The sequence below is a fragment of the Tundrisphaera macrotermitis genome (genome assembly GCF_051175315.1).
Classification (GTDB): Bacteria; Planctomycetota; Planctomycetia; order Isosphaerales; family Isosphaeraceae; genus Tundrisphaera.
On record NZ_CP195100.1, the window covers coordinates 4,312,845 to 4,336,607 of the forward strand.

Genomic DNA, 23,763 nt, shown 5'->3' on the forward strand with positions numbered 1-23,763 from the left:
CAGGCGTGTCGATGCTTCGAGATCAGCCGAAGAAATCCGCCTCGACGGGCTTCGGGGTCGCGCCCCCTTTGGCGTCGATGTCGGTGGCACAGTAGGGGCAGTAGCGCAAGCGTCGATCGATCGCGATCAGGAATCCCGTCTTCCAGATGAAGGCGTCCCAGGGCCCCTGGCAGTTGGGGCAGCGGAAGGCGAAGTGTTGGGCATAGATCAAGCAGACGAAGACCCCTCCGAGGATGGGGAGGATGACGATGGGGGCCAGGACGCCCAATTTGGTCGTGAGCAGGGCGCTGATCGCGAAACAACCGGAGCAGGCGAGGGCGATGAGAGCGACCCGCTTCTTCTTGCGGTTCATGAACTCACGGATCGTCATCGCCTCGGCCCTCGCCCCGATCATCGGATCGAATGAGCGTCAAATCCCCGTCACGCGGTGGCGAAGTCGATCGTGGGCCGGTCGGCGATGGCCTTGCGGATGATCCTGAGGATCTGCTCGCGTTCGGCGCCCTGGATCGTCTGCCGGGGGGCGCGGACGGTCTCGGTGCCGTAGCCGCACTCGGCCGAGGCGAGCTTGATGTACTGGACCAGCTTGGGCAGGGTGTCCAGGTGGAGCAGGGGGGTGTACCAGCGGTAGACCTCGACCGCCTCGGTGTAGCGGCCGGCGGTCAGGAGGTCCCACAGGAGGCGATTCTCGCGCGGGAAGGCGTTGACCAGCCCGGAGATCCAGCCCTGGATCCCCAGCAGGTAGCTTTCCATGACGAGGTCGTCGACGCCGCAGAACAGGAGGAACCGGTCGCCCACCTCGTTGCGGATGTCGGTGATCCGCCGGGGGTTCTCGGACGACTCCTTGATTGCCACGACGGTCGGCTCGTCGGCCAGCTCGGCGAACAGGGGCGGCGGGATGTCGACCCCGTACGAGACGGGGTTGTTGTAGATCATGATCGGCAGCTCGGTGGCCCGGGCGACCGCCTTGAAGTGGGCGACCGTCTCGGGGCCGTCCGACTTGTAGACCATCGCGGGCAGGACCATCAGGCCGTCGGCCCCGATCCGCAGGGCGTCGGCGGCGAACCGGCAGGCCAGGGCCGTGGTGTACTCGGCCACGCCCGAGAGGACCGGGACCCGGCCGGCGACGTGGTCGACGGTGGCCTTGAGCAGCTCGCGCTTCTCGACGGCCTCCAGCGAGCAGTTCTCGCCGACGGTGCCCAGCATCACCAGCCCGTCGATGCCGGCCGCGAGCATCGCCTCGACGTGCTCCAGGGTCGCGGGGATGTCCAGCGACTCGTCCTCGCGGAACTGGGTGCACGCCGCCGGGAACACGCCCTGCCAGGTCACGCTCATGGTCGTCTTGCCTCGGTCGGAGAACGGGGACGGGGACGCCGCGAGAGAGGGTCCGCGGCGTCCCCGGAGATTGTCGGGAAGTCGGCTCGATTTCGTCAAGCCGCCGGTTTTACTGCGGCAATTCCACGGTCACGGCCATCACGATCGGGGCCGTGTCGTCGGGCCCTTTCACCAGCTCGATCGCCCTGATCGGCTCGGCCCGGTCGGGCTGGACCGACAGGTAGCGGACCTGCTTCCCCCGGAGCCGGAACGCCAGCTTCGAGCCGGGCACCTCGATCGGCCGGATGTAGTCCGCGAAGTGGACCCCATCCTTGAGCGGGATGTCCTGCGTCTTGCCGTCGGCGTAGTGGAGCCGGACGATCATCGAGACGGTGTGGTCGCCGTCCGGGCCCGTGGCCCCCCAGCCGCTGATCCCGCTGAGCAGGTGGATCGCCCGGGCCGGCAGGTCGCAGGGGATCGTGACGCTTTTCGGCATCTTGGGGGCGTTGGTCCCGTTGGGGCCGTAGAGCATGACGGCGTTGGGGATGCGGTCGCCCCGGGGGTCGACCAGGACGAACGGCACGCCCTCGAACGTCTTGGGAGTCCAGTCCGGGAAGACCAGGCGCTCGATCGACGAGTCGGGGTCGAAGAACATCCCCCTGGTCGTGACGACGTCGGCCACCTTGGCGAGGTCCAGCGGCAGGTACTTGCCCCTCTGGGTGAGGAAGGCGAGCAGGTCGGCCATCCCCTCGTTGCCGAGCTGCTTCTCGAAGCCCTCGGGCATGAGCGACTTCTTGGACGCGGCGAACTCCTCGACGTTCTCGCGGAGGACGTTGGTGGTCTTCCCCTCGGCGTCGAGCAGCTCGATGGCGTTCTTGGTCTCCGAGGCGAGCAGGCCGTTGAGCACCCGGCCGTCGTCGGTGGCCAGGGTGTACTGGACGAAGTTCCCCTCGACGCTCCGGCTGGGGTCGAGGATGTGAATCAGCAACTCCTCGCGAGGGTGGGAGGCCATGCCGGAGAGGTCCGGGCCGACCTTGCCCCCCTCGCCCGAGTGCATGTGGCACTTGGCGCACTGCTGGACGAAGGCGGCCTTGCCCTTCGCTACGTCGCCCCCCTTGAGGGCGACCTTGGCGACCTCGTCGATCACCTTCTGGCGGTCGGCGTCGGGCATGGCCCCGCCCTTGGCGACCACGGCCCGGGCCCGGCGGGCGATGGACCGGTCGGGGAACGCGGCGAGCTTCTGGGACTGGGGCAGGCTCAGTTGGGTCAAGGAGACGTCCCCCTTCTCGATCGCGTCGAGCAGGGCGTTGGCCCACTCGGCGCGGCCGAGCAGGGCGGTGATGGCCTGGTCGCGGACGGCCGGGCTCATCGCCGGGATCCGCGAGAGCAGGGCGGGCGCGGCGCCCGCCGCCTCGCCCCGGCCGACCGCCTCGACCAGCCCCACGGCCAGCGCCGGCGGGGTCCTGGGGGAGAGGAGCGAGAGCAGGGTCTCGACGGTGGCGTCGTCCTTGATCCGGAACTCGACCAGCCGCCGGGCCGCGTCGACCCGCGCCGCGTCGGTCTGCTTCTCGTCGCGGACGGTCGCCAGGAAGGCCTGGGCGATCTCCGCCGCGTTGGCCTCCAGCGACTTCGAGCCCCAGCGGCCGGCCAGGTCGATCAGGCGGGCCCGCGAGCCCGGCGACAGCCGGGTCATCAGGGCGGCCATCGCCTTCTCCGACGCCTCATCGAGCTTCGGGGCCTTGTCCTTGGGCCAGCCCCGGGCGAACCCGGAGATCACGGCCTCGGCCACCCGGGGATCGGCCTCGGCGAGCTTGGCGAGGATCGCCCCCGACGAGCCCGCCTCGACGCCCCGGGCGTAGTGCTCGGCCACCCGGCCGGCGAGGGCCGCGACGGCGGGATCGAGGGGGGGCAACGGGATCGGGGCGCCGGGCTTGATGGCGTTCTCGGGCTTGAAGTCTTTGAGCGGGCCTCCGCTCACGACGAGCGGCTTGCGATCGCCGAGCGAGTGGTCCAGAAACGGGTTGGTCACGAAGCCTGGGGTCGCCAACCGTTCCAGGAATTTCGCATCGTTGCGGGCGGCGGCCGCGGTGGCCGCATCGACCAGCCACTTGTCGCCTTTGAGCATGCCCGCGAACAGGGCCTTGACGATCGCGTCGGCCGCGGCGTCGGAGGCGGGCTGATCGGCCAGCGCCAGCATGGCCGCCAGGCGGACCTGCGGGTCGGGGTCGCCGAGCAGGTTCGCGGCGCGGGCAACGGGGTCGGCCTCCTCGGCGCGGGGCAGGACCATCGCGGCATTGCGGCGGACGCCGGCCGAGGGATGCTGCAGGGCCGCGAAGACGGCCTCCTTCGCCGGGCCATCCTTCTTGAGGACGCCGAGGCCGTCCATCGCCCAGAGGGCATGGATCGCGCCGGGGTTGAGGCCGATCCCGTCCACCGACTTGTCCTGGACCAGCGCGACGAGGTCGGCGACCACGTCATCCTTGCCGCGTTCGATCAGGAGCCGCTGGGCATGGAGCCGCCAGAACATGTTGTCGGACTTCAGCGCGGCGACCAGCCCCTTGGGGTCGGCCGGGTCCAGGGCCTTGATCGGGGCGGCGGGCTGGGGGGCGTCCTTGTGGGTCACGCGATAGATCCGGCCGTGGGTCTTGTCGCGATAGGGGATCTCGTAGGCCCCGCCCTTGCCGGTCTTGTAGCCCTTGGGCGTGGGGTTGTGCTGGACGATGAAGTTGTACCAGTCCACGAACCAGACGTTGCCGTCGGGGCCGACCTCGGCCAGGATCGGCGAGGTCCACTCGTCGTCGCTGGCCACCAGGTTCCAGCCGTTGTGCGAGGCGAAGTCGCTGCCCCGCTTCTCCAGCGTGAAGGTGGAGATCAGGTGCCCGGTCGGCTCGGCCACGAAGGCGGCGGCGTTCCAGTAGGGCCTGGGGTAGTTCCGGGCCGTGTACAGGGCGTGGCCGGCGGCGGCGGTGAACCCGCCGTGCCAGTCGACCTGGCGGACGTTCTCGGTGACCGGGAAGAAGCGGTTGCTGTCGGCGATGTTGGGCAGGACCGAGCTGGTCCAGCCCCGGACGCCCTCGTAGTAGCGGTTCGGGATCGGCAGGAAGACGCTGGCGCAGCCGTTGGCGGTCGAGCCGAAGACCAGCCCCTCCTCGCTCAGGCCGACGCCCCACGAGTTGTTGTTGGTCCCCCGGAGATACTCCATCTTCGAGCCGTCGGGGCGGAACCGGTAGAGGCCCTGGCCGAACCGGTGCCGCTCGCCGCCGACCGTGCCCTCGAACCCGGAGTAGCCGACGATCCCGTACATCCAGTTGTCGTGGCCGTAGCGGAGGTTGCTCGGCCCGGCGTGGGTGTCGCGGGTGCCCCAGCCGGTGAACAGGACCTTGCGGACGTCGGCCTTGTCGTCGCCGTCGGTGTCCTTGAAGAACAGGGTGTCGGGCGCCATGTGGACGACCACGCCGCCGTCGGCGAAGGCCATGCTGGTGGGGATGCTCAGCTTGTCGGCGAACAGGGTGAACTTGTCGGCCCGGCCGTCGCCGTCGGTGTCTTCCAGGATCCGGATCTGGTCATGGCCCGGGCCCGGGGTGTGGAGCTCATTGGGGTAGTCCACGGTCTCGGCCACCCAGAGCCGGCCGCGATGGTCCCAGGCCATGGTGATCGGCTTGTAGATCTCCGGGTCGGCCGCGAACAGCTTCGCCTCGAAGCCGGAGGGCAGGGCCAGGTGCTTCGCCGACTCGACCGGCTCCAGGGGGAGCTGCATCTTCTTGATGGCCTCGCCCATCGTGCCCCAGCTCTTGCCGGGGGCGTAGTTGGGGATCTCCGCCGGCTCGTACTCGAACGGCTTGAGCCCGGCGGCGACGCGGGGCCGACTGTCGAAGACCTCCCCCTTGTGGGCGGCCCAGCGGATGCCCCGCTCGACGAGGTCCTGGAAGCCGGGATGGCCGAAGGTCCGGGCGTCGTGGCCGTAGGCGGTGTAGAAGACGCGGCCCTTGCCCTCGTCGCGGGTCCAGGTCCAGGGCTCCTCGCGATCGCCCTCCGCCCGGGTCTCCAGGACGTGCCGGCCTTCCTCGTTGTGCCTGCTGTGGACGTAGGTCTCGTCCCAGGTGGTGAACAGGTTCAGCCCCCTGGTGATCGGGTGGTCGGCGTCCACGACCTTCACGTCGAACGTCCCGGTGCCGTGGCTCTTGAACTGGGCCCCGACCAGCGCGACGTACTTCGGCGAGTTCAGGAAGCAGAACGAGGCGCAGTGGATCGGGACGAACCCGCCGCCGCCCCGGACGTAGTCGAGCAGGGCCGCCTCCTGCGCCGGCTCGATCTTCTCCGTGTTCGCGTAGATCACCAGGGCGTCATACCTGGCCAGGTTCTGCGGATTGAGGTCCGCCGCGTCCTCCGAGTAGGTGACCGCCATCCCCCGCGTCTCCAGGACCGGGATCAACTGGGCGGCCCGCTGGGCCGGGACGTGGTGGCCCCGGTCGCCCAGGAACAGCACCTTCAAGGGCGTGGGGGATGCGGCGTCGTCCCCCCGGGCGGGCGCCCCGCCCAGGGCCAGGGCCGCCAGGGCCAGGAAACGGAGTCTCGACGCGAAGGCCATGCTGGTCATCTCCCGGGAGGTGATCGAGGCTGGGGCACGACCGAGGGCGGCCGGGGTCGGCGCACCGGCGAGCGGCGATGCTGCGGCATCGCAACGGGGACGGCATCGATCGCGGTCGTCGGAATAAAGCTGGATTCGGATCCGGACGGGCGGAGGGGATCCGAGACAACATCCTATCATCTCCGGGCCCCGCGATGTCCACCGGAATCCGCCCGGGATCGCGACGGCCCCCGGCCTCGGAGCGAACCTCTAAGGGGTTCGTCCAAGGCCCGGCCCGACTTGATCTTGCGGCCCTATGCTCCATAGGATTCGTTGTTGACGGCCCGCAGGGCCATCCATACGGGAAGATCGACGCACCGTCACGACGCGGGCGCGGCGAATCCCGGCTTCATCCCGGAACGCATCGGATCGATGCGTCCCCGTCCCCCTTTTGCTCGCCATCCATCACCATCATCCTGGCCAGGAGCCATCCATGAGGACGATTCGCCGCGGTTTCACGCTGATCGAGCTGCTGGTGGTGATCGCCATCATCGCGGTGCTGATCGCCCTGCTCCTGCCCGCCGTGCAGGCGGCGCGAGAGGCCGCCCGCCGCGCCCAGTGCACCAACAATCTGAAGCAGATGGGGCTGGCCTCGCTGAACTTCGAGTCGACCTATGGACGCCTGCCGGGGCTGCAATCCCCCTGGCCCGGCGCGAGCAACGGGGGCAGCAGCGCGAATGTCACCGCGCTGCTCCTCCCGTTCATCGAGCAGGGGGCCGTCGCCAACAGCTGGAATTTCCAGGTCGATTCCAACGGCAGCACGCTCGTCAGCGCGAAGATGAACAGCACGGCCCGGAGCGTCCAGGTCAGCGCCTATCTCTGCCCGTCGGATGCGAGCACCAACGCCCAGGTCGATTCCGGGGGGACCGGGATCTACACCGGCAAGCTGAATTACTACGCCAGCACGGGCAACTCGGGGTGCCAGAACATCCCCGGCGGCCCGCCCTCCCCCCAGGAGACGAATTCGGCCTGCATGGGCCTGTTCCACCTCCGCTTCGACAGCAGCCAGCCCCAATATCTCGACGCGGCCGGGACCCAGATCAATCCGAACTGGCGGGCCATCCTGGGCACGGCCCTCTCCGAGATCACCGACGGCACGTCGAACACCGCCATGTTCTCGGAGATCCGCCGGTCCAGGGTCTCCCTGTCGTTGTCGGCCGACCCGACCAATCAGCTCGATGCGATGCAGTACGGCGCGTCGGTCACGAACCAGTCCCCGGGGACGGCCTGCGCCACGCTCACGGGGTCGCGGATCAACTACCGGGGCTTGCAGTATTACCGCAACATCTCCCAATGCATCAACTATAGCCACACGGTCCCGATCAACAACCCGCTGATCGACTGCGGCGACTCGACCTTCGCCATCAGCCATACCTCCTCGCGGAGCTACCACCCCGGCGGGGTCAACACCTGCTTCGCCGACGGCTCGGTGCATTTCATGAAGAGCACGACCAACATGGCCACCTGGCGGGCCCTGGGGTCGCGGGCGGGCAGCGAGGTCCTCAGCTCGGACTCCTACTGATCCGCGGCCCCGCCCGGTTCCCGATGTCATGCGAGGGTGGCCGATCCGGGCCACCCTTTCTCTCCGCGTAGGGGGGATCGACCCGGCGTGATGGGCCGGATCGCGAGGCCCATCCGGGCCTTCCCTCGCCCGTCCCCGGCGGCCCCGGTCCGCATCCATCCTCAGATCGCAACAGGAGGGCCCATCCATGAAGTGCAATTTCGGCGTCGGACTCGTCCTTTCCCTCATCATGGCGGCCGGGTGCGGCTCCGAGAAGAAGCCGCTCTCGGAAGCCGATGCCGCGATCCAGTCCAGGACGGAGGGCCTGAATGAGGTCGGCTCCCTGCTGACCCTCTACAAGGGGGATCACAAGAAGGCCCCCGCGAAGGCCCAGGATCTCGCCCGCTACGAGCCCGGCCTGCCCATCGGCTACCAGCGGATCAAGAGCGGGGACGTCGTGGTGATGTGGGGGGCACCCGTCGTCGAGGGGGGGGAACAGTCCGTGCTCGCCTACGAGAAATCGGCCCCGGAGTCCGGCGGCTACGTCCTGATGCAGGATGGCGCCACGGTCAAGGAGATGACCTCGGAGGAGTTCAAGGCCGCCCCGAAGGCCGGCAAGGGTTGAGCCGCGGGGCCGGCCCGGCCTCATAAAGCATCCGGTCGTGGGGTCGCGGGGCCGGTGGCGGGCGGATACACTCGAAGAGCCGACCCGATCGGGTCGGACGCCGGGGGCCGGCGCGACGAGAACCACCGGGGCGGGCCGGGCCGAATGATCACCGGGCGTATCAAGGCGATGCTGGAGGCGTGCGAGGCCGGGCAACCGAGCTTCCCGCCCACCGTCCTGTTCAGCGAAGGCTGGCTGCTCCGGGTCGTGCTCGACTGGTTCGCCGGCCACGGCGGGGACCGCTACCCGCTCTCGCCGATGCTGGGGGCCCGCTGGTTCTCCGAAGCGTGGCTCCCCTCGGCCTTCCTGCCCCGGCACAAGGGGGACGCCCTGGCCGAGTCGCGGACCCACGCCGACGGCGTGGTCGGCCACTTCACCATCGGCGACCCCGGCTCGTCGGGCCTGAACCTCGCCGCCGACGCCCACCAGCTCGTCGTCCTGGAGGCGAAGCTGTTCAACCGGCTGTCTTCCGGCATCCGCAACGCCCTCTACTACGACCAGGCGGCGCGGAGCGTGGCCTGCATGGCCGAGGTCCTCCGCCGCGCCGGGCGGCCGCCGGAGTCGATGACGGACCTCGCCTTCCTGATCGTGGCGCCCCGCGACCGGATCGACGACGGGGTGTTCAGCCGCGACCTGTCCGCCGAGGCGATCCGCCGCAAGGTCCGCCGCCGGGTCGACGCCTATGCCGGGGACCGCGACGCCTGGTATCGCGACTGGTTCGAGCCGACCCTGATCCGGGCCGACCTCCGCTGCCTGGCCTGGGAGGACGTGGTCGAGACGATCGCCTTCCACGACCCGGTCGCCGGCCAGTTCATCGACAGCTTCTACGGCAAGTGCCTCCGCTTCAACCGCCCCCGCGAGCGGTCCAACTTCCCCGGCCGCCACGCCCGGGCCGAGTCGCCCGCCTCGCCCGATCGCCCCGACGACCGGCCCCGGCCCCTGCCGTCCCGCCGGGGCGACCCCCGCCGCCTGGGCCCTTTGCCGCATTGAGCGGGCGGGCCATCCCGGATCGAGAGGCCCACGCCCATGCTCGCGACCCTGCTCCTTTGCGCCTCGCTGGCCTCCGCCGCGGACGCCCCGCCCGACTCGCTGCTCACCGTCGCCGAGCGGAGCGGCTTCAAGGCTACGGCCCGCCACGCCGAGGTCATGGCCCTGTGCGAGGCGCTGGCCAAGGCGTCGCCGCTGGTGCATCTCGACGAATTGGGGAAGTCCGAGGAGGGGCGATCGCTCCCCCTGATGATCGTGGCCGACCCGCCGATCCGCACCGCCGAGGAGGCGAAGGCGTCGGGCAAGCTCGTCGTCTTCCTGTTCGGCAACATCCACGCCGGGGAGGTCTGCGGCAAGGAGGCGCTGCCGATCCTGGTCCGCGAGCTGACCGAGAAGCCCGGCCATCCCTTGCTCAGGCACCTGGTCCTGGCCGTCGCCCCGATCTACAACGCCGACGGCAATGAGCGGGTGGCCAAGGACAACCGCCCCGGGCAGGTCGGCCCGGAGGAGGGGATGGGCCAGCGGGCCAACGCCCGGGGGCTCGACCTCAACCGCGACTTCATCAAGCTGGAGGCGGCCGAGACCCGCGCCTTCGTCGCGTTCCTCAACGCCTGGGACCCGCACCTGGTCATCGACACCCACGCCACCAACGGCTCGTACCACCGCTACGCCGTGACCTACGACGGCCCCAAGGCCCCGGCCGGCGACCCCCGGGTCGTCCGGTTCGCCCGCGACCGCCTGTTCCCCGGCGCCGGGGCGTTGTTCGAGAAGGCGACCGGCCGCAAGTCGTACCTGTACGGGAACTTCGAGGCCGACCATTCGCGATGGACCACGGTCCCGGCCTGGCCCCGGTTCGGCACGACATACGTCGGCCTCCGCAACCGGCTCTCGGTCCTGTCCGAAGCCTACGCCTACCTCCCGTACAAGGACCGGGTCGAGGCGACCGGGGCGTTCGCACGCTCGTGCCTGGAATTCGCCTCGGAAAACCGCGACGCGATCCGCACCCTGCTGGACGACGCCCGCCGCGACGCGATCGCGGCCGGCCTCGATCCCAAACCGACGGATCGGGTGGCGATCCGCTCGGCGGCCCGGCCATTCCCGGAGAAGGTCCCGATCCTGGGTTATGCCGAACGGATCGAGAATGGCCATGCGGTCTCCACGGGCGTGCCCCGCGACTACCCGGCCGACGTGGTCCAGGACTTCGTCCCCACCGTCGACGTGGCCCGGCCGTACGCCTATTTGATCCCCGCCAGCCGGACCGCCGTCGTGGCGACCCTCCGCCGCCACGGCATCCGGGTCGAGACGCTCCGCGACCCGGCGATCCTGGACGTCGAGGTGGCCCGGATCGACGAAGTCACCCGGGCGGCCCGGGAGTTCCAGGGGCATCGGACGGTCGACGACGTGGCGACGACCGTCCGGATCGAGGCCCGCGACATGCCGGCCGGCACCCTGGTCGTCCGCACGGCCCAGCCGCTCGGGAGCCTGGCCGTCTACTTGCTGGAGCCGCGATCCGAGGATGGATTGACGACCTGGACCGCCTTCGGCGGCGCCCTGGAACCGGGCCGCGATTTCCCCGTCGTGCGGCTCCCCCGGCCGGCCGACCTGGCCACGACCCCCTGACCCCGGGGCGTCGCTGCGGTGGACAGGTCGGGGTGGGGTCGGGTAGAGTCGGCCGATCGACGTTGAGCGATTGTTGAACAAGCCTCAGGCGATGGAGCCGATGGTCATGGGCGACAACGGATCGGGCAGGAATGGGGCGTGCGCCGGGTTCCGGCGGCCGTCCCGGCGGCAGGCCCTCCGCGCCGGGGTGCTGGGATCGCTGGGCCTGGGGCTGCCGGGGTTGTTCGCCGGGCGGGCCCTGGGCGATGGGTCGGGGTCGGGGTTCGGCAAGGCCAAGTCCTGCATCCTGATCTTCCAGTGGGGCGGCCCGAGCCAGCTCGATACCTGGGACCTGAAGCCCGACGCCCCTGCCGAGATCCGGGGCACGTTCAATCCGATCGCGACCCGGACGCCGGGGCTGATGATCTCCGAGCACTTCCCCAGGCTCGCCCAGCAGACGCACCGGCTGGCCGTGATCCGGTCGATGACCCACGGCGACCCGGCCCACCTGTCCACGGCCCACCGGCTGGTGACCGGCCACCTGGCCCCGACGCCGAACTCGGACTCGGCCCCGCCCTCGCCCGCCGACTGGCCCCACCTGGGGTCGTTCGTCACCAAGCTCCGCCCCACGCCGGGGGCCTTGCCCTCGGCCGTGACCCTGCCCTGGACGGTGGCCCATCCGGCCGCGCCCGGCGGCAAGGCCCCGGGGCAGCACGGCGGATGGCTGGGCAAGGGTTTCGACCCGTTCCGGGTCGAGGGGGACCCCAACGCGCCCGGCTTCCAGGTCGGCGGGCTGGGGTTGCCCGAAGGGGTCTCTCCCGAGCGGATGGACGACCGCCGGGCGCTGCTGGCCGAACTCGGATCCGGCCCGATCCTGCCCGGCTCCGGCCCCGGCGCCTGGAACGGCTTCCAGACGCGGGCCCTGGATGCGCTCGCCTCGGCCGAGGCCCGGGGGGCGTTCCAGATCGAGAAGGAAACGCCGCAGACCCGCGACCGCTACGGCCGCCACATCCACGGCCAGTGCCTGCTGATGGCCCGGAGGCTGGTCGAGGCGGGCGTGGGGCTGGTCACGGTCAACTGGCACGACGACGGCCGGAACTTCTGGGACACCCACGGCGACAACTTCAACCGGCTCAAGAACGACCTGATGCCGCCCGCCGACCAGGGCTTCGCCGCCCTGCTGGACGACCTGCACGAACGCGGGATGCTCGACGAGACGCTGGTGGTCTGGGCCGGGGAGTTCGGCCGGGCCCCGCGGATCACCGCCGCCAACGCCGGCCGCGAGCACTGGCCCCGCTGCTACTCGGCCGCGATGGCCGGCGGCGGGATCGCCGGGGGCCAGGTCCACGGCGCCAGCGATCGCTGGGCGGCCTACCCGTCCCGCGACCCGGTCAGCCCCGACGACCTGGGGGCCACCATGCTCCACGCCCTGGGCATCGACCCGGCCACGGAAGTCCGCGACCCGGTCGGCCGGCCGCTCCGGATCAACAGCGGCAGCCCGCTCACGCACCTGTTCGCCTGAGGCATCGGGGGCGGGGGCCGGGCGGTCGCGCCTTGATCCGGGACGCTCGCGCGGCCAGGATGGGGCGATCTGGACCCGAACACGATGCCCCGCACTCCCCCCGCCGAGGTCCTGGGCTCCTCGGCCCGCGGGGGGCCGCAAGGACCACGACTCATGATGCGTTCGCTCCTCGCAAGCTCCCGGGCCCGGCTCGGCCTGGCGCTCGGGCTGATCGGGATGGGCCTCGCGGCGCCCGCCCGGGCCGCCGACCCGGCGAAGCCGATGAACGTCCTGTTCATCGCCGTGGACGACCTGAACCACTGGGTCGGCCACCTGGGACGCAACCCCCAGACGATCACCCCGAACATCGACCGCCTGGCCGCCAAGGGGGTCCGGTTCACCCGGAACTACTGCGCCGCCCCGGTGTGCAACCCCGCCCGCGCCGCGCTGATGTCGGGCCTCCGCCCGTCGACGACCGGGGTCTACGAGAACAACAACGACTGGCGGACCGTGGTGCCGGAGGCCCTGACCCTGCCCACCACCTTCCGCAAGGCCGGCTATCGCGTGATGGGCTCGGGCAAGATCTACCACGAGTCGTACGCCCGCCCGTCGGAGTGGGACGACTACATGGAGAAGGCCACCCCCGACCCGCTGCCCAAGGGGGACACCGGCGTCGGCGGGATCAAGTTCGCCCCGCTCGACTGCCAGGACTCCGACATCCGCGAGTACAAGATCGTCCAGTACGGCATCGACGAGCTGGCCAAGCCCCAGGACAAGCCGTTCTTCCTGGCCGTCGGCCTGCACAAGCCCCACATGCCCTGGAACGTCCCGCGCAAGTACTACGACATGCATCCCCTGGATTCGATCCAGCTGCCGCCGCACACCGAGGGCGACCTCGCCGACATCCCGCCCTCCGGCATCAAGATGGCCAAGCCCAACGGCGACCACAAGCTGATGCTGGAGACCGGCCGATGGAAGGAAGCGGTCCAGGGCTACCTGGCGGCGATCTCGTTCTGCGACGCCATGATCGGCCGCCTCCTCGACGGGTTCGAGAAGTCGCCCCACCGGGACAACACGGTGATCGTCTTCTGGGGAGACCACGGCTGGCACCTCGGCGAGAAAGAACACTGGCGGAAGTTCGCCCTCTGGGAAGAAGCCACCCGCGCCCCCCTGATCTGGGTCGCCCCGGGCGTCACCCAGCCCAACACAGTCTGCGACCGGACCGTCGATCACATGAGCATCTACCCGACCCTGACCGACCTCTGCGGCATCCCCACGCCGAAGCACGTCGAGGGGCCGAGCATCAAGGCGCTGCTCCAGGATCCCAGGGCGGCCTGGGACCGGCCCGCCGTGACGACCTACAACTTCAAGAACCACGCGGTCCGGAACGAGGGCTGGCGCTACATCCGCTACGCGAACGGGGAAGAAGAGCTGTACGACGAGGCGGCCGACCCCTACGAGTGGAAGAACCTGGCCGGCGACCCCGCCCAGGCCGCCCGCAAGGCGGAGATGGCCCGGCACATGCCGACCGTCAACCACGAGGACATCGGCGACGCCCCCCGGCCGGCCGGCAAGGCGGCCGGCAAGCAGGCCCGCGCCAAGGCGAAGGCCAAGGCCCAGGATCAGGACTGACGCCGGACCATCCCCCCGGCCGACCGGCCGCACCCCGGGACACACCACGATGACGCTGAAAGCCAGGCTGCTCGCGGTCGCTCTGGTCGCGACCTTCGCCCACGCCGCGATGGCGGCCCCGAAGCGGCCGAACATCCTGCTCGTCCTGTCCGACGACCACAGCGCCGCCCACGTCGGCTGCTACGGCAACCCGGACATCCGCACCCCCAACCTCGACCGCTTCGCCTCGCAGGGGATGCGGTTCGACCGGGCCTACGTCGCCAGCCCCCAGTGCGTCCCGTCGCGATCGGCGATCATGACGGGACGGTCGCCGGTCGCCATCCAGATGACCCGGTTCTCGGCCCCATTGGCGGCCGAGTACCCGGTCTTCCCGGAGATCCTCCGGGCCCAGGGTTATTTCTCCGGGGTCGCCGGCCGCACCTACCACCTCGACGGAGCGGCCCAGCTCCCGGCGTCCAAAAAGGTGTTCGACGAGCATCACCTCCGGACCTTCCCCGACCGGCTCGACTTCGTGAAGATCGCCGGCAAGGGGGGCCCGATCCTCGACCAGTTCGGCGAGTTCCTCGACGCCGTGCCCCAGGGCAAGCCGTTCGTCCTCCAGCTCTGCTTCAGCGACCCCCACCGGCCGCTCGACAAGGACGCCATCCCGGAGCCCCACGACCCGAAGAAGCTCACGCTCCCGAAGCACTACCCGGACACCCCGCTGGTCCGCGAGGACTTCGCCCGCTACTACGACGAGATCAGCCGGTTCGACGGCGACTTCGGCCGGGTCCTCAAGGTGCTCGACGACCGCAAGCTCGCCGACGACACGATCGTGGCCTTCATGGGGGACAACGGGGCGTCGCAGTTCCGGGGCAAGGGGACGCTCTACGAGTTCGGCATCCGCGTCCCGCTCCTCGTCCGCTGGCCGGGCGTGGTCAAGCCGGGCTCGACCTCCGATGCCCTCGTCTCCGGCGAGGACCTGGCGCCGACGTTCCTCCGGGCCTCGGGGGTGGCGGTGCCCGGCGACATGACCGGGCAGGACTTCGGGCCGATCCTCCGCGGCGAGAAGCCGGCGGTCCGCGACCGCATCTTCGCCGAGCGGGGCGCCCACGGGTCGGGCCTGCCCAACAACAGCGCCGCGTTCGACCTCGGCCGGGTGGTGGTCACCCGCCGGCACAAGCTGATCTACAACGCCCTCTGGCAGTTGCCCTACCACCCGGTCGACTTCGCCGGGGATGACCTCTGGAAGGACCTGCGTGCCCGGCACGAAGCGGGCACGCTCGCCCCGGAGATGTCGAGGCTCTACTTCGCCGAGCATCGGCCGATGTTCGAGTTGTACGACCTCGAAGCCGACCCTGACGAGTTCCGCAACCTGATCGGCACCCCCGAGGCAGCCAAGGTCGAGCGGGAACTGAAGGCCTCGCTCCAGGAGTGGATGATCCTCCAGCGCGACTACCTCCCTCTGCCGATCCCGCCCGGCAACCGCGCCGCGGCCCAATAATCGCCCCTAACCCGTTCCTAAATCGCCCCTTAACGCCGGCGTTGGGTTCGTTCAGGATCGCCCGATTCCGACGGGCCCGGCCCGGTGTTGGGTTCGTTTGGGATCGCCCGGCCAGGGTCGCACTGACGCGATGGTGGGTTCGTTTGGGAACATCGTCTGCCCCTGCCGCCCGGCGACCTCTGCCGTCCCCCAACCCTCCATACACGCCCGGCGTTGGGTTCGTTTCGGATCGTCGAGCGTCGCCCGAATCGGTCATTGGGTTCGTTTGGGAGACTTTGGGGGCAACGACACCGGGCCGGAGATGGGTCCGTTTGGCCTCCGTCGAAGTGGACCATCACACCACCCTCCGCCCGGCGATCTTGCCACCGAGAGTTTGGATGGCGTGACAGTCGGTCGGTGAGGGTGTGCCTTTTGATTTTGGCGTCCTGTCCCCCGGGTGGCTGTGGTTGGCTTGCCAACCACGGCGCCGATGAGCCCGCCCGGCGATCGAAGGCCGGCGTCGATGATCCTTGGCCCGGTGCCGCGATGGCCCTCACCCCGCGATCATGTCGCCGGCGCCGTGGTTGGCAAGCCAACCACAGCCACCCGGGGCCGCCGAACCAAAAGCCAAAAAGAAAAGGCATACCCTTCGCCGACGGTCATCCCTACAGGGGCGAGGAGGGATGACGGGATGGGGCCGGCGATCCGTCGGAACGAGGGACCGAGGGTCGGGGAATCTGGCCCGCGAGATGGGGGTGCGGAAATGACGGCCCGCTCACTTCGAACAAGGGCGGGCCGGTCCATCAGGGGCGGGCGTCGAAGGCGAAGTACATCTTGAGGGTGGGGTTCGGCGAGGTCCGGGCGTACATCAGGCCGAGATAGAGGCCGGGGGCGACCTGGCGGATCTCGTCTCGGTAGTTGCCGTAGAGCCGCGAGGTGCCCTCGTAGTCGAGTATCATCGCGGGGTTGCCGTCGAGCCAGCTCTGGCCCGCGTAGACGTTGCCGGCGATGACCTTCATCCCGAAGAAGCGGTTGATGGCGGTCGAGTCCTCGGGGCGGAAGACCTTGCCCTGCCAGACCGCCCGCGCCGCCTTCGATCGGACGGCGCCGAACCGGGCGTCGGGGTAGAGGGCACGGCCCTTGACCTTGCCGGTCGGCACCGGGCCGGGGCCGGACTGGCGGTAGAGCTGGTCGAGCTGGGGGGTCGACAGCGCGGCGAGGTCGTCGAGTGTCTGGACCGAGGCCGGGGCTTGCATCGGGGCCGCCTGGTAGTAGATGGGGGCCTCCTGGGCCCGTCCGGGGGAGGCGACGCAGGCGAGCGTGCCCAGGATCAAGAGTCCGATGCGTGATCGCCCGCGAGTCATGGCCGAATCCCTTCGCCCTGGTTCGGCGAACCTCCCGGCGGGCCCGCCTCGGAGGGGGATCGGCCCGGCGAGGCCGGCAGGTCCAGCCCGGAAGGCAGGGTCAGCTCGCCCGGGGACGGGCTGGACGGCTCGGGGGGAGTCTGCGGGTCGGGCCCGTCCTCGACCTCGGGCTCGTCGGGCACGCCGGGGACGATCCGCCGGGCCGAGACGACCTTCCAGCCGGTGTCGATGGCGTCCATCCGGAACCGGACCAGCTTGAGCCGGATCGGCGTGGGCGGGGCGCCGGCCGAGCCCAGGCGCTCCTGGGCCTGGGTCACGACCTCGGCCTTCTCGAAGACGAACGGGCCGTCGGCCTTGAGGGTCGGGAACGCCCGGCCCAGCAGGGCATCCCAGGACTCGCGGTGCGCGGCGTAGTCGAGCGCCAGGGCCTTTTCGGTGTCGGGCAGGGGGGGCTTTGCCTCCTGGACCAGCATCCGATAGCTGGGGATCAGCTTCTTGGGGGCGAGCACCCCCTCGGACAGCTTGGCGAACACGGCGCCGAATTCCTCGGCCCCCTGGAAGATCTCGTCGGGGTCGCCGCTGGCCATCTTGCGATAGGTCCCGTCCTTCTCCGCCTTGGCCTTGGCCTCGTGGAGCGCGTCCAGGGTCTCGGCGGCCGGCCCGAGCGGATCTTTCGGCATAAACCGGCCGGTGGCCTGGTCGTAGGTGAATCGCTTCTCGATCCTTTTGTGGAGGGCGGCCAGGGGGGCGAACGACCCATTGGACTTGCTGTCCCGGGCCTTGTCGCGTTCCAGGCCCCGGAACGAGCGGATCGAGGGGGGCTCGACCACCACGCCGAACTTCGCGGCGTCCTCGGGGTGCTCGCCGGACAGGGCGTGGAGGTAGTCGTAGGCGGCGGCCAGGACCATCGTCTTGGGCCGGGGGTCCCACCACCTCTGGATCGCCGGCCAGGCCACGGCGACGCCGACGCCCACCGCCGCCAGGACCAGGAGCGACGCCCACAGGCCGCGCCGGCTTTTGGTCGCGGGGGCCTTCGGCGGCTTGGGGACGAAGACTGAGCCGGCGGGCTCGGCCGGCTCGGGGGCTTTCAGGCGGGCCCCGAGCCGGCTTTCCGCCGCGACCGGCTCGTCGGGCACGGGGCCGGTGCCGTGGAGCGGGGCCTTCGGCGGGGGGACCACCTGCGAGGCCCCGCACTTGGGGCAGTCGACGGATTCGCCGACCTGCTCCGTCGAGGCGACGAACACGGTCCGACACTCGTGGCAACGGAGGCGGAGGCTCATGAAGTCGTCCTCGATGGGGCCGGGCCGGGGCGGATCACCGCACCTCGACCGCTTCCATGCTGATCTTGTTGAAGACGCGGGCGACCGAGAGGAAGGTCTCGAACGGCGAGACGCCGTCCAGGCTGGTGTCGGACAGCTTGATGTGCGAGGCGTCGACCTGGGTCTGGTCGAAGGCGGAGTCGATGGCCACCCAGCGGCGGTTGACGTAGACCTCGTTCCACATGTGGAAGCCGAACCCGCCGAGGTGGGGGACGTAGACCAGGCCGACGACGACCTTGGCCGGGATCCCCTGGGCGCGGCACATGGCGGCGGTCAGGACGCCGTGCTCGGTGCAGTCGCCGGACAGGCTCCGGGCCACCTCATCGGCGGGGGCGAAGCTGGTCTCGAAGTCCTTCTCGCGGATGTTGGTGGCGACCCACTTGGTGATGGCCAGGGCCTTCTCCCAGGGGTCGACGGCCCGGCCGATCGCCTGGCGAGACAGGGCGATCACCTTGGCGTCGTCGCTGGTGATCAGGGCGTTGGAGCGGAGGAACTCGGGGCCCACGGTGTCCGGGCCCGGCGTCCCGGCCTCGGGGCCGGCCGTCTTGACCTGGATGGTCGCGGTCTTGGGGTCGGCGCCCGGCGTGATCGTCTGGCGGCGGTCGGCGGGGAAGATCGCCGACGGCGAGTCGTCCTTCATGGTGATCCGGTAGACGACGTCGCGGCTGCTCTCGGGGTTGGTGATCTTGCGGGGCAGCTTCACCACCGACGAGCCGATCAGGTCGAGCGATTCGCCGGACCGGCGGATGGCCGCCTCGCGGGTGGTCCGGTAGGTGACCATGCCGCCGTAGGCGTCGGTGTAGTTCTTGAGGACCTGGCCGCCGGAGTCCACCCAGTAGGTCGGGTTCATCTCGGCCAGCATCTTCTGGCCGTCCAGGTAGGTGACCTGGTCGACGCGGAGCAGGTCGCGCTTGGCCCCCCCGCCCAGGGGGACCGGCTCGATCGACCGGGCCGTGAGCCGGGCCTCGCCGATCTTGTTGAGGCCGGGGATGAACATCTTGATCGTCCGCTCGTCGCCCGGCTTCATCGGCTGGCGCGACAGGATCAGCTCGGGGCCGTAGGGGCCCAGGACGTCCGGGGCCCAGTCGATCACGGCCTCCTGCTTCTGGATCCCGTTCTCGATCTTGAGCGTCATCTTGCCGTCGACCACGTCGCCGTGGACCCGGATGATCTGGCGGCTGACCAGGGTCCGGGTGTCGAGCCGGAGGACCGACCCTTCGGGCGTCTCGATCGTGCCGTATTGCAGCTCCATCGTGCTGGTGTCGTCGCCCCGCTTGAACGTGAGCGTGGTGTCGACCTGGACCCGGACGAGCTTGCGGCCCCGGTCCTCGACCTGGGCGACCTTGGTCTTGATGTGGCCGACCTTCGACCCGGCGATGTAGACCGCGTCCCACGCCTCGGTGGCGGCGGGCGGCGTCTGGGCCTCGCCCGGTGCCGCCACCAGCACCGCCGCGGCCCACGCCGCGACCCAACCCGCCCTTCGTCCGATCCGTCGCATGGCCAGCATCCCCCATCGGTCCCGGGAAGGAAGGCGGACGCCCCTCGCGGCGCGCGGAAGCCCCCTCGTCATCCCTCTACTATGGGGCAAAGCCGCCCACGACTCAAGTTGAAGCGATCGTCGACCCTGCCGGCCGGCCCGGTCGCGGGGGTCGCACCAACGAAGGCGGCCGGGCTCCCCCCTGCATCGGGGGAGGCCCGGCCGCTTCCGGCTCGATGGATCGGCGGGGAGAGGGCCCCGGCCGGCGGGCCCTCAGCCCACCGTGATGAGGGCCGAGAAGCGGTCGCCGGAGAGCAGTTCGAGGGCGCCGTGGAGGGCCAGCTGGCGGGTGTGGTGCGAGGGGACCTGGCCCCGGACCACGACCTGGCCGCCGACCTCCTCCACCATCAGGTTGCGGATGCGGCCGTGGGTCGACTCCCGCACGCGGTTCTCGACCTGATCGATGAGCGAATCTTTCGCGGAAATCATGGGAGGAACTCCTGACCGGGGGTGTAGGGCGAAGATGTCGATTCCGCGGCCACTCAGGAGCCATCTCGGCGGGGGAAATGGCCCATTCATTGTTGCCGACGGGGAAGGGGAATACAATCACTAAATTCGTGGATCGGTCCGGCCCCCCCTTAATTAGGAAGGGGGTCCGCCCTCCGGATTTCGGGGGTCCGCCCCGGCCCGGCGGGCGCGGCCGCCTCCCGGGCGGGGGACGCCTGGCGGATGGCCGTCGCGACGGTCCAGGGGCGGCGGGCGTCGTAGGCGCCCGGGCGGTCGGGGTCGAAGTGGATGTTGACCTCGGCGGCGTCGCCCAGGGCGGCGCGGAGGAGGTCGTCGCAGGCGTGGTTCGCCTCGTGGAGCAGCCCCACGGTCCAGTCTTCCGGGACGACGAGGTGGAAGTCGACGAACGTCCGGTCCCCCGCCTGCCAGGCCCGGAGCAGGTGGATGTCGATCCAGCCCGGCTGGCGGCCCGCCTGGAGCGCGGACACGATCCGATCCAGGAGCGACGGGTCGGCGCGGTCCATCAGGCCGGAGAAGCCCTCCCGCACCAGCCCGTAACCCGTCCAGAGGATGTTCACCCCCACGATCAGGGCCACGACCCCGTCCAGCCAGGTCAGCCCCGTGGCCAGCACCAGCCCGACGCCCAGCACGACGCCGAAGCTCGTGTAGGAATCGGCCAGGACGTGATGGCCGTCGGCGATCAGGATCAGCGAGTTCGACCGCTTGCCGGCCCGGAGCAGGTAGAGCCCGAGCGCCAGGTTGGCCACGCTGGCCGCCAGGATGATCGCCATCCCGGCGTCGAGCCGCGTCAGCTCCGCCCCGTGGATCAGGCCATCCCCGGCCTCGTACACGATCACCGCGCCGGCCAGGGCGATGAGGGCCCCCTCGAACCCGGCGGAGAAGTAGGAGATCTTGCCGTAGCCGTAGGGATACGCCGCATCCGGCGGGCGGGCGTTCAGGACGATGCTCGCGAAGGCGAACGCCGTGGCCGCGACGTGCACCACCGACTCCAACGCATCCGACAGGATGGCGTTGGATCCGGTCAGCAGGTAGGCCACCCACTTGCCGGCGAGCATCAGCACGCCCACGCCGAGCGACAGCAGGGCCGCCCAACGCCGCGACGATGTGTCGGGATGCTGGCTCATGATCCGGTCGCTTCGGTGTCGGGCTTGAGGAGGGATGGGTCGAGTTCCAGCAGATCGCGTGCCAGCCGGTCCAGCGCCGGGCGATCCCAGGCGGCGACGGCGTCCTTCCAGCGGTCCCAGAACGGCTCGCGGCCCAGCCCGGTCAGCTCGCTGAGCCGGCCGAGGTTGTAGCCGAGCTGGAGCAGGGACCGGCGGTCGTCGCGGCCCTCGGCCACGATGGCCCGGATCTTGTCGATGCAGTGGTTCATGGTGCGGTGGGTGGGCCGATCGATCAGTCGCGACGCTTCCGCGCCAGTTCCACGAAGAGGCGTTCCATGACGATCCGGCCGTCGAGCGACGACTCCCCCTTCAGGTCGAGGTCGGCCTGGAGCAACATCTCCGGGAGTCGCTCGACGCGGTCGGGTCCGAGGTGGGCGTGCTGCTGGCGGGCTTTCTCGACGCCGTAGTGGTTGATCTCGGCGATCCGGCAGGCTTCCTTGTGGTCGAGCCGGGCCCGCCGCAACCGCCCGGCGTGGTGGAGCTTGAGCAGGGGATATCCGAAGCCGGCCAGGAGCTTGACCGGATGCTCGCCCGAGGCCATCAGGCGATCGAGGTCGGCGAGGGCCTCGCCGCCGTGCCCGACGGTCGCCTCCTCCAGGGTCCGCCAGACCGTCTCGACCCGCCCGGCGCCCACCATCCGGGCCACATCCTGGCGGCCGATGCTCGCCCGTTCGCCGACGTAGACGGCCAGCTTCTCGACCTCCATCGCCAGGAGGCCGATCTCGGGGCCGACGAGGTCGACCAGGAGCTGCGCCGCGTCGTTGTCGAGCCGGACGCCGACGTGGGCCTTGGCGTGCTGGACCAGCCAGGCCGGCAACTCGGCCTCCTTGGGCGTCTTGCACTCGATCGAGGCCCCGACCTTGTCGACCAGCTTGGCCAGCCGGGTGGAGCCGGGCCAGGTCTTGGCCGAGAGGATCAGGACGCCGGAGGTCGCCGGCTTCTCGGCGTAGGACTCCAGCTCCTTGCGGTGGGCGGTCACGAACGGGTCGGCGTTGTCGACCACGGCCACCCGGCACTTGGCCAGGAACGGGAGGGTCCGGACCTCGTCCAGGACGGCGGCCAGCCCGGCCTGCTCGCCAGCGAACCGGGCCACGGCCATGTCGTCGCCGTCCACGGCCTTGCGGATAATCGCCTTGATCGACTCGTCGCGCAGGTAGGCATCGTCGCCCGACAGGGCGTAGATCGGCTTCAGTGCCCCGCGCGCGGCCGTCTTGATGAACTCGAAGGCATGCATGCTTGCGGGCCCCAGGTCGCCTTGCCCCACGTCCACCGGAACATTTTAGCACGTGGGGCGGGGCGGGGGCGAGGAACTCGGCCCGATCGGCAAACTCGTTCAGCCGGGCGGCGGACCCCCCGGCGTCCACTCGGCGGCGATCCCGGCGGGGTAGGGGGGCGGCTCGATGCCCAGGCGGGCCTGGAGGACGCGGGCGATCCGCTCCGAGGCGTGGCCATCCCCATAAGGATTGATGGCGGTGGCGAACTTCCGGTAGAGGTCGGGGCGGTCGGCCAGGGCCCGGACGGCGGCGACGATCGCATCGCGGTGGGGCCCGACCAGCTGGACGGTCCCGGCGGCGACCGCCTCGGGGCGCTCGGTCTCGTCGCGGAGCACGAGCACCGGCTTGCCCAGGGAGGGGCCTTCCTCCTGCACCCCGCCGGAATCGGTGAGGATCGCGAATGACGCCCGCATCAGGGCCACGAAGGCGGGATAGCCGACCGGGTCGATCAGGTGGACTCGGGGGTGGCCCCGCAGAGCGTCCACCACGATCGACCGCACCGAGGGGTTGGGGTGGACCGGGAAGACCACGCCGAGGCCGGGATCGCCGTCCACGATCGCGCGGATCGCGTCGCAGATCTCGCGCAGGGGCGCCCCGAAGTTCTCGCGGCGATGGGCCGTGACCAGCAGGAAGCGATCGGTGGCCGGGGCGATCGGCAGGGGCACCGATCGGTCGGCGATCCAGCGGAGGGAGTCGATCCCGGTATTGCCCGTGACGTGGACGGTCGCCGGGTCGATCCCCTCGCGGAGCAGGTTGGCGCGGGCCTGGGGGGTGGGGGCGAAATGCAGCTCGGCCAGGTGCCCGGCCAGGACCCGGTTCTTCTCCTCCGGGAACGGCCGATAGGGTTGGCCGGTCCGGAGCCCGGCCTCGACGTGGCCGAACGGGACCTGCCGGTAGTAGCAGGCCAGGGCCGAGGCCAGGACGGTGGTGGTGTCCCCCTGGGCCAGGACGAACTCGGGCCGCTCGGCCTCCAGGACCCCGTCGAGGGCCTCCAGGGCCCGCCCCGCGGCCTGGGCCAGCGTCTGCCCCGGGCGCATCAGCCCGAGGTCGCGATCCGAGGCGATGCCGAAGTCATCCAGGGCCCGGTCCAGCAACTCGCGGTGCTGCCCGGTCGTCACCACCCGGACGCGCAGGCCCTCGGCCCGGCGGAGCCGAAGCACCACCGGGGCCATCTTCACCGCCTCGGGCCGGGTGCCCACTACGCACAGGACGAGATGACCATCGGATCCCGCGTCGTCCCCCATCGGCCCACACTCTCCCGGACCCCGCCCCCGCCGGATGCGCGATGCCCTCGCGCACGCCCCGGCGGGCTCGACCGAGTATGGCCGCGTCCCACGGTTCGTTCAATCGCCGG

The 23,763-nt window shown here is 70.5% G+C and carries 18 protein-coding genes; 7 read left to right on the forward strand and 11 right to left on the reverse strand.

The genetic code is table 11. From position 1 onward, the window contains the following. Positions 1-22: 22 nt before the first annotated feature. The 3 genes from TA3x_RS17360 to TA3x_RS17370 all read right to left on the reverse strand — a co-directional run bounded on the left by TA3x_RS17360 (position 23) and on the right by TA3x_RS17370 (position 5,899). A complete protein-coding gene (locus TA3x_RS17360) occupies positions 23-370 on the reverse strand; it encodes a hypothetical protein (protein ID WP_435015915.1) in 348 nt (115 codons plus the stop codon). Positions 371-420: 50 nt separating this feature from the next. Then, a complete protein-coding gene (locus TA3x_RS17365; protein WP_435015916.1) occupies positions 421-1,332 on the reverse strand; it encodes a dihydrodipicolinate synthase family protein in 912 nt (303 codons plus the stop codon). A gap of 109 nt (positions 1,333-1,441) precedes the next feature. Continuing rightward, on the reverse strand, positions 1,442-5,899 hold the full coding sequence (locus tag TA3x_RS17370; RefSeq protein WP_435015917.1) for a PVC-type heme-binding CxxCH protein: 4,458 nt from the start codon (positions 5,897-5,899) through the stop codon (positions 1,442-1,444). 472 nt (positions 5,900-6,371) lie between these two features. On the opposite strand from TA3x_RS17370, the gene TA3x_RS17375 reads away from it, so the two are divergent. From TA3x_RS17375 to TA3x_RS17405, 7 genes are all read left to right on the forward strand, one after another. Next, positions 6,372-7,460 (forward strand): DUF1559 domain-containing protein, encoded by a 1,089-nt coding sequence (locus TA3x_RS17375; RefSeq protein ID WP_435015918.1) that lies wholly within the window; start codon positions 6,372-6,374, stop codon positions 7,458-7,460. A 187-nt stretch (positions 7,461-7,647) separates the two neighbouring features. Beyond that, entirely contained in the window at positions 7,648-8,064 is a 417-nt protein-coding gene (locus TA3x_RS17380; protein ID WP_435015919.1) for a hypothetical protein, read from the forward strand. A 144-nt stretch (positions 8,065-8,208) separates the two neighbouring features. Next, positions 8,209-9,093, forward strand: coding sequence for a hypothetical protein (locus TA3x_RS17385; RefSeq protein WP_435015920.1), 885 nt, complete (start codon positions 8,209-8,211; stop codon positions 9,091-9,093). A gap of 36 nt (positions 9,094-9,129) precedes the next feature. Further along, positions 9,130-10,710, forward strand: a complete 1,581-nt coding sequence (locus tag TA3x_RS17390; protein ID WP_435015921.1) for a M14 family metallopeptidase — start codon at positions 9,130-9,132, stop codon at positions 10,708-10,710. 73 nt (positions 10,711-10,783) lie between these two features. Then, complete coding sequence (locus TA3x_RS17395) at positions 10,784-12,211, forward strand: DUF1501 domain-containing protein (protein WP_435015922.1); 1,428 nt, start codon at positions 10,784-10,786, stop codon at positions 12,209-12,211. Between the two features lie 153 nt (positions 12,212-12,364). Next, positions 12,365-13,822 carry a sulfatase gene (locus TA3x_RS17400; RefSeq protein WP_435015923.1) on the forward strand — a complete coding sequence of 486 codons (1,458 nt, stop codon included), beginning with the start codon at positions 12,365-12,367 and terminating at the stop codon, positions 13,820-13,822. Between the two features lie 49 nt (positions 13,823-13,871). After that, on the forward strand, positions 13,872-15,305 hold the full coding sequence (locus TA3x_RS17405) for a sulfatase family protein (protein WP_435015924.1): 1,434 nt from the start codon (positions 13,872-13,874) through the stop codon (positions 15,303-15,305). A gap of 782 nt (positions 15,306-16,087) precedes the next feature. Here TA3x_RS17405 and TA3x_RS17410 read toward each other — a convergent pair. The 8 genes from TA3x_RS17410 to wecB form a co-directional block, all read right to left on the reverse strand. Next, positions 16,088-16,648, reverse strand: a complete 561-nt coding sequence (locus TA3x_RS17410) for a hypothetical protein (protein ID WP_435015925.1) — start codon at positions 16,646-16,648, stop codon at positions 16,088-16,090. Next, positions 16,645-17,928, reverse strand: coding sequence for a hypothetical protein (locus TA3x_RS17415; RefSeq protein ID WP_435015926.1), 1,284 nt, complete (start codon positions 17,926-17,928; stop codon positions 16,645-16,647). The genes TA3x_RS17410 and TA3x_RS17415 overlap by 4 nt, the downstream gene beginning before the upstream one ends. A gap of 34 nt (positions 17,929-17,962) precedes the next feature. Next, on the reverse strand, positions 17,963-19,465 hold the full coding sequence (locus TA3x_RS17420) for a transglutaminase-like domain-containing protein (RefSeq protein ID WP_435015927.1): 1,503 nt from the start codon (positions 19,463-19,465) through the stop codon (positions 17,963-17,965). 252 nt (positions 19,466-19,717) lie between these two features. After that, positions 19,718-19,933, reverse strand: coding sequence for a hypothetical protein (locus tag TA3x_RS17425; protein ID WP_435015928.1), 216 nt, complete (start codon positions 19,931-19,933; stop codon positions 19,718-19,720). Positions 19,934-20,082: 149 nt separating this feature from the next. Continuing rightward, the gene (locus TA3x_RS17430) at positions 20,083-21,096 is read right to left on the reverse strand and encodes a cation diffusion facilitator family transporter (RefSeq protein WP_435015929.1); all 1,014 of its coding nucleotides are present in this window, start codon (positions 21,094-21,096) and stop codon (positions 20,083-20,085) included. Beyond that, on the reverse strand, positions 21,093-21,344 hold the full coding sequence (locus TA3x_RS17435; RefSeq protein WP_435015930.1) for a hypothetical protein: 252 nt from the start codon (positions 21,342-21,344) through the stop codon (positions 21,093-21,095). Before TA3x_RS17435 ends, TA3x_RS17430 begins: the two co-directional genes overlap by 4 nt. Positions 21,345-21,367: 23 nt before the next feature. Beyond that, complete coding sequence (gene holA, locus TA3x_RS17440; protein ID WP_435015931.1) at positions 21,368-22,369, reverse strand: DNA polymerase III subunit delta; 1,002 nt, start codon at positions 22,367-22,369, stop codon at positions 21,368-21,370. 99 nt (positions 22,370-22,468) lie between these two features. After that, on the reverse strand, positions 22,469-23,653 hold the full coding sequence (gene wecB / locus TA3x_RS17445; RefSeq protein WP_435015932.1) for a non-hydrolyzing UDP-N-acetylglucosamine 2-epimerase: 1,185 nt from the start codon (positions 23,651-23,653) through the stop codon (positions 22,469-22,471). Positions 23,654-23,763 lie beyond the last annotated feature (110 nt).

What these genes read in the sequence shown, in the direction of transcription:
- TA3x_RS17360 (WP_435015915.1), bottom strand. Translation starts at nt 370, where the DNA reads ATGACGATCCGTGAGTTCATGAACCGCAAGAAGAAGCGGGTCGCTCTC.
- TA3x_RS17365 (WP_435015916.1), bottom strand. Translation starts at nt 1,332, where the DNA reads ATGAGCGTGACCTGGCAGGGCGTGTTCCCGGCGGCGTGCACCCAGTTC.
- TA3x_RS17370 (WP_435015917.1), bottom strand. Translation starts at nt 5,899, where the DNA reads ATGGCCTTCGCGTCGAGACTCCGTTTCCTGGCCCTGGCGGCCCTGGCC.
- TA3x_RS17375 (WP_435015918.1), top strand. Translation starts at nt 6,372, where the DNA reads ATGAGGACGATTCGCCGCGGTTTCACGCTGATCGAGCTGCTGGTGGTG.
- TA3x_RS17380 (WP_435015919.1), top strand. Translation starts at nt 7,648, where the DNA reads ATGAAGTGCAATTTCGGCGTCGGACTCGTCCTTTCCCTCATCATGGCG.
- TA3x_RS17385 (WP_435015920.1), top strand. Translation starts at nt 8,209, where the DNA reads ATGATCACCGGGCGTATCAAGGCGATGCTGGAGGCGTGCGAGGCCGGG.
- TA3x_RS17390 (WP_435015921.1), top strand. Translation starts at nt 9,130, where the DNA reads ATGCTCGCGACCCTGCTCCTTTGCGCCTCGCTGGCCTCCGCCGCGGAC.
- TA3x_RS17400 (WP_435015923.1), top strand. Translation starts at nt 12,365, where the DNA reads ATGATGCGTTCGCTCCTCGCAAGCTCCCGGGCCCGGCTCGGCCTGGCG.
- TA3x_RS17405 (WP_435015924.1), top strand. Translation starts at nt 13,872, where the DNA reads ATGACGCTGAAAGCCAGGCTGCTCGCGGTCGCTCTGGTCGCGACCTTC.
- TA3x_RS17410 (WP_435015925.1), bottom strand. Translation starts at nt 16,648, where the DNA reads ATGACTCGCGGGCGATCACGCATCGGACTCTTGATCCTGGGCACGCTC.
- TA3x_RS17415 (WP_435015926.1), bottom strand. Translation starts at nt 17,928, where the DNA reads ATGAGCCTCCGCCTCCGTTGCCACGAGTGTCGGACCGTGTTCGTCGCC.
- TA3x_RS17420 (WP_435015927.1), bottom strand. Translation starts at nt 19,465, where the DNA reads ATGCGACGGATCGGACGAAGGGCGGGTTGGGTCGCGGCGTGGGCCGCG.
- TA3x_RS17425 (WP_435015928.1), bottom strand. Translation starts at nt 19,933, where the DNA reads ATGATTTCCGCGAAAGATTCGCTCATCGATCAGGTCGAGAACCGCGTG.
- TA3x_RS17430 (WP_435015929.1), bottom strand. Translation starts at nt 21,096, where the DNA reads ATGAGCCAGCATCCCGACACATCGTCGCGGCGTTGGGCGGCCCTGCTG.
- TA3x_RS17435 (WP_435015930.1), bottom strand. Translation starts at nt 21,344, where the DNA reads ATGAACCACTGCATCGACAAGATCCGGGCCATCGTGGCCGAGGGCCGC.
- holA (WP_435015931.1), bottom strand. Translation starts at nt 22,369, where the DNA reads ATGCATGCCTTCGAGTTCATCAAGACGGCCGCGCGCGGGGCACTGAAG.
- wecB (WP_435015932.1), bottom strand. Translation starts at nt 23,653, where the DNA reads ATGGGGGACGACGCGGGATCCGATGGTCATCTCGTCCTGTGCGTAGTG.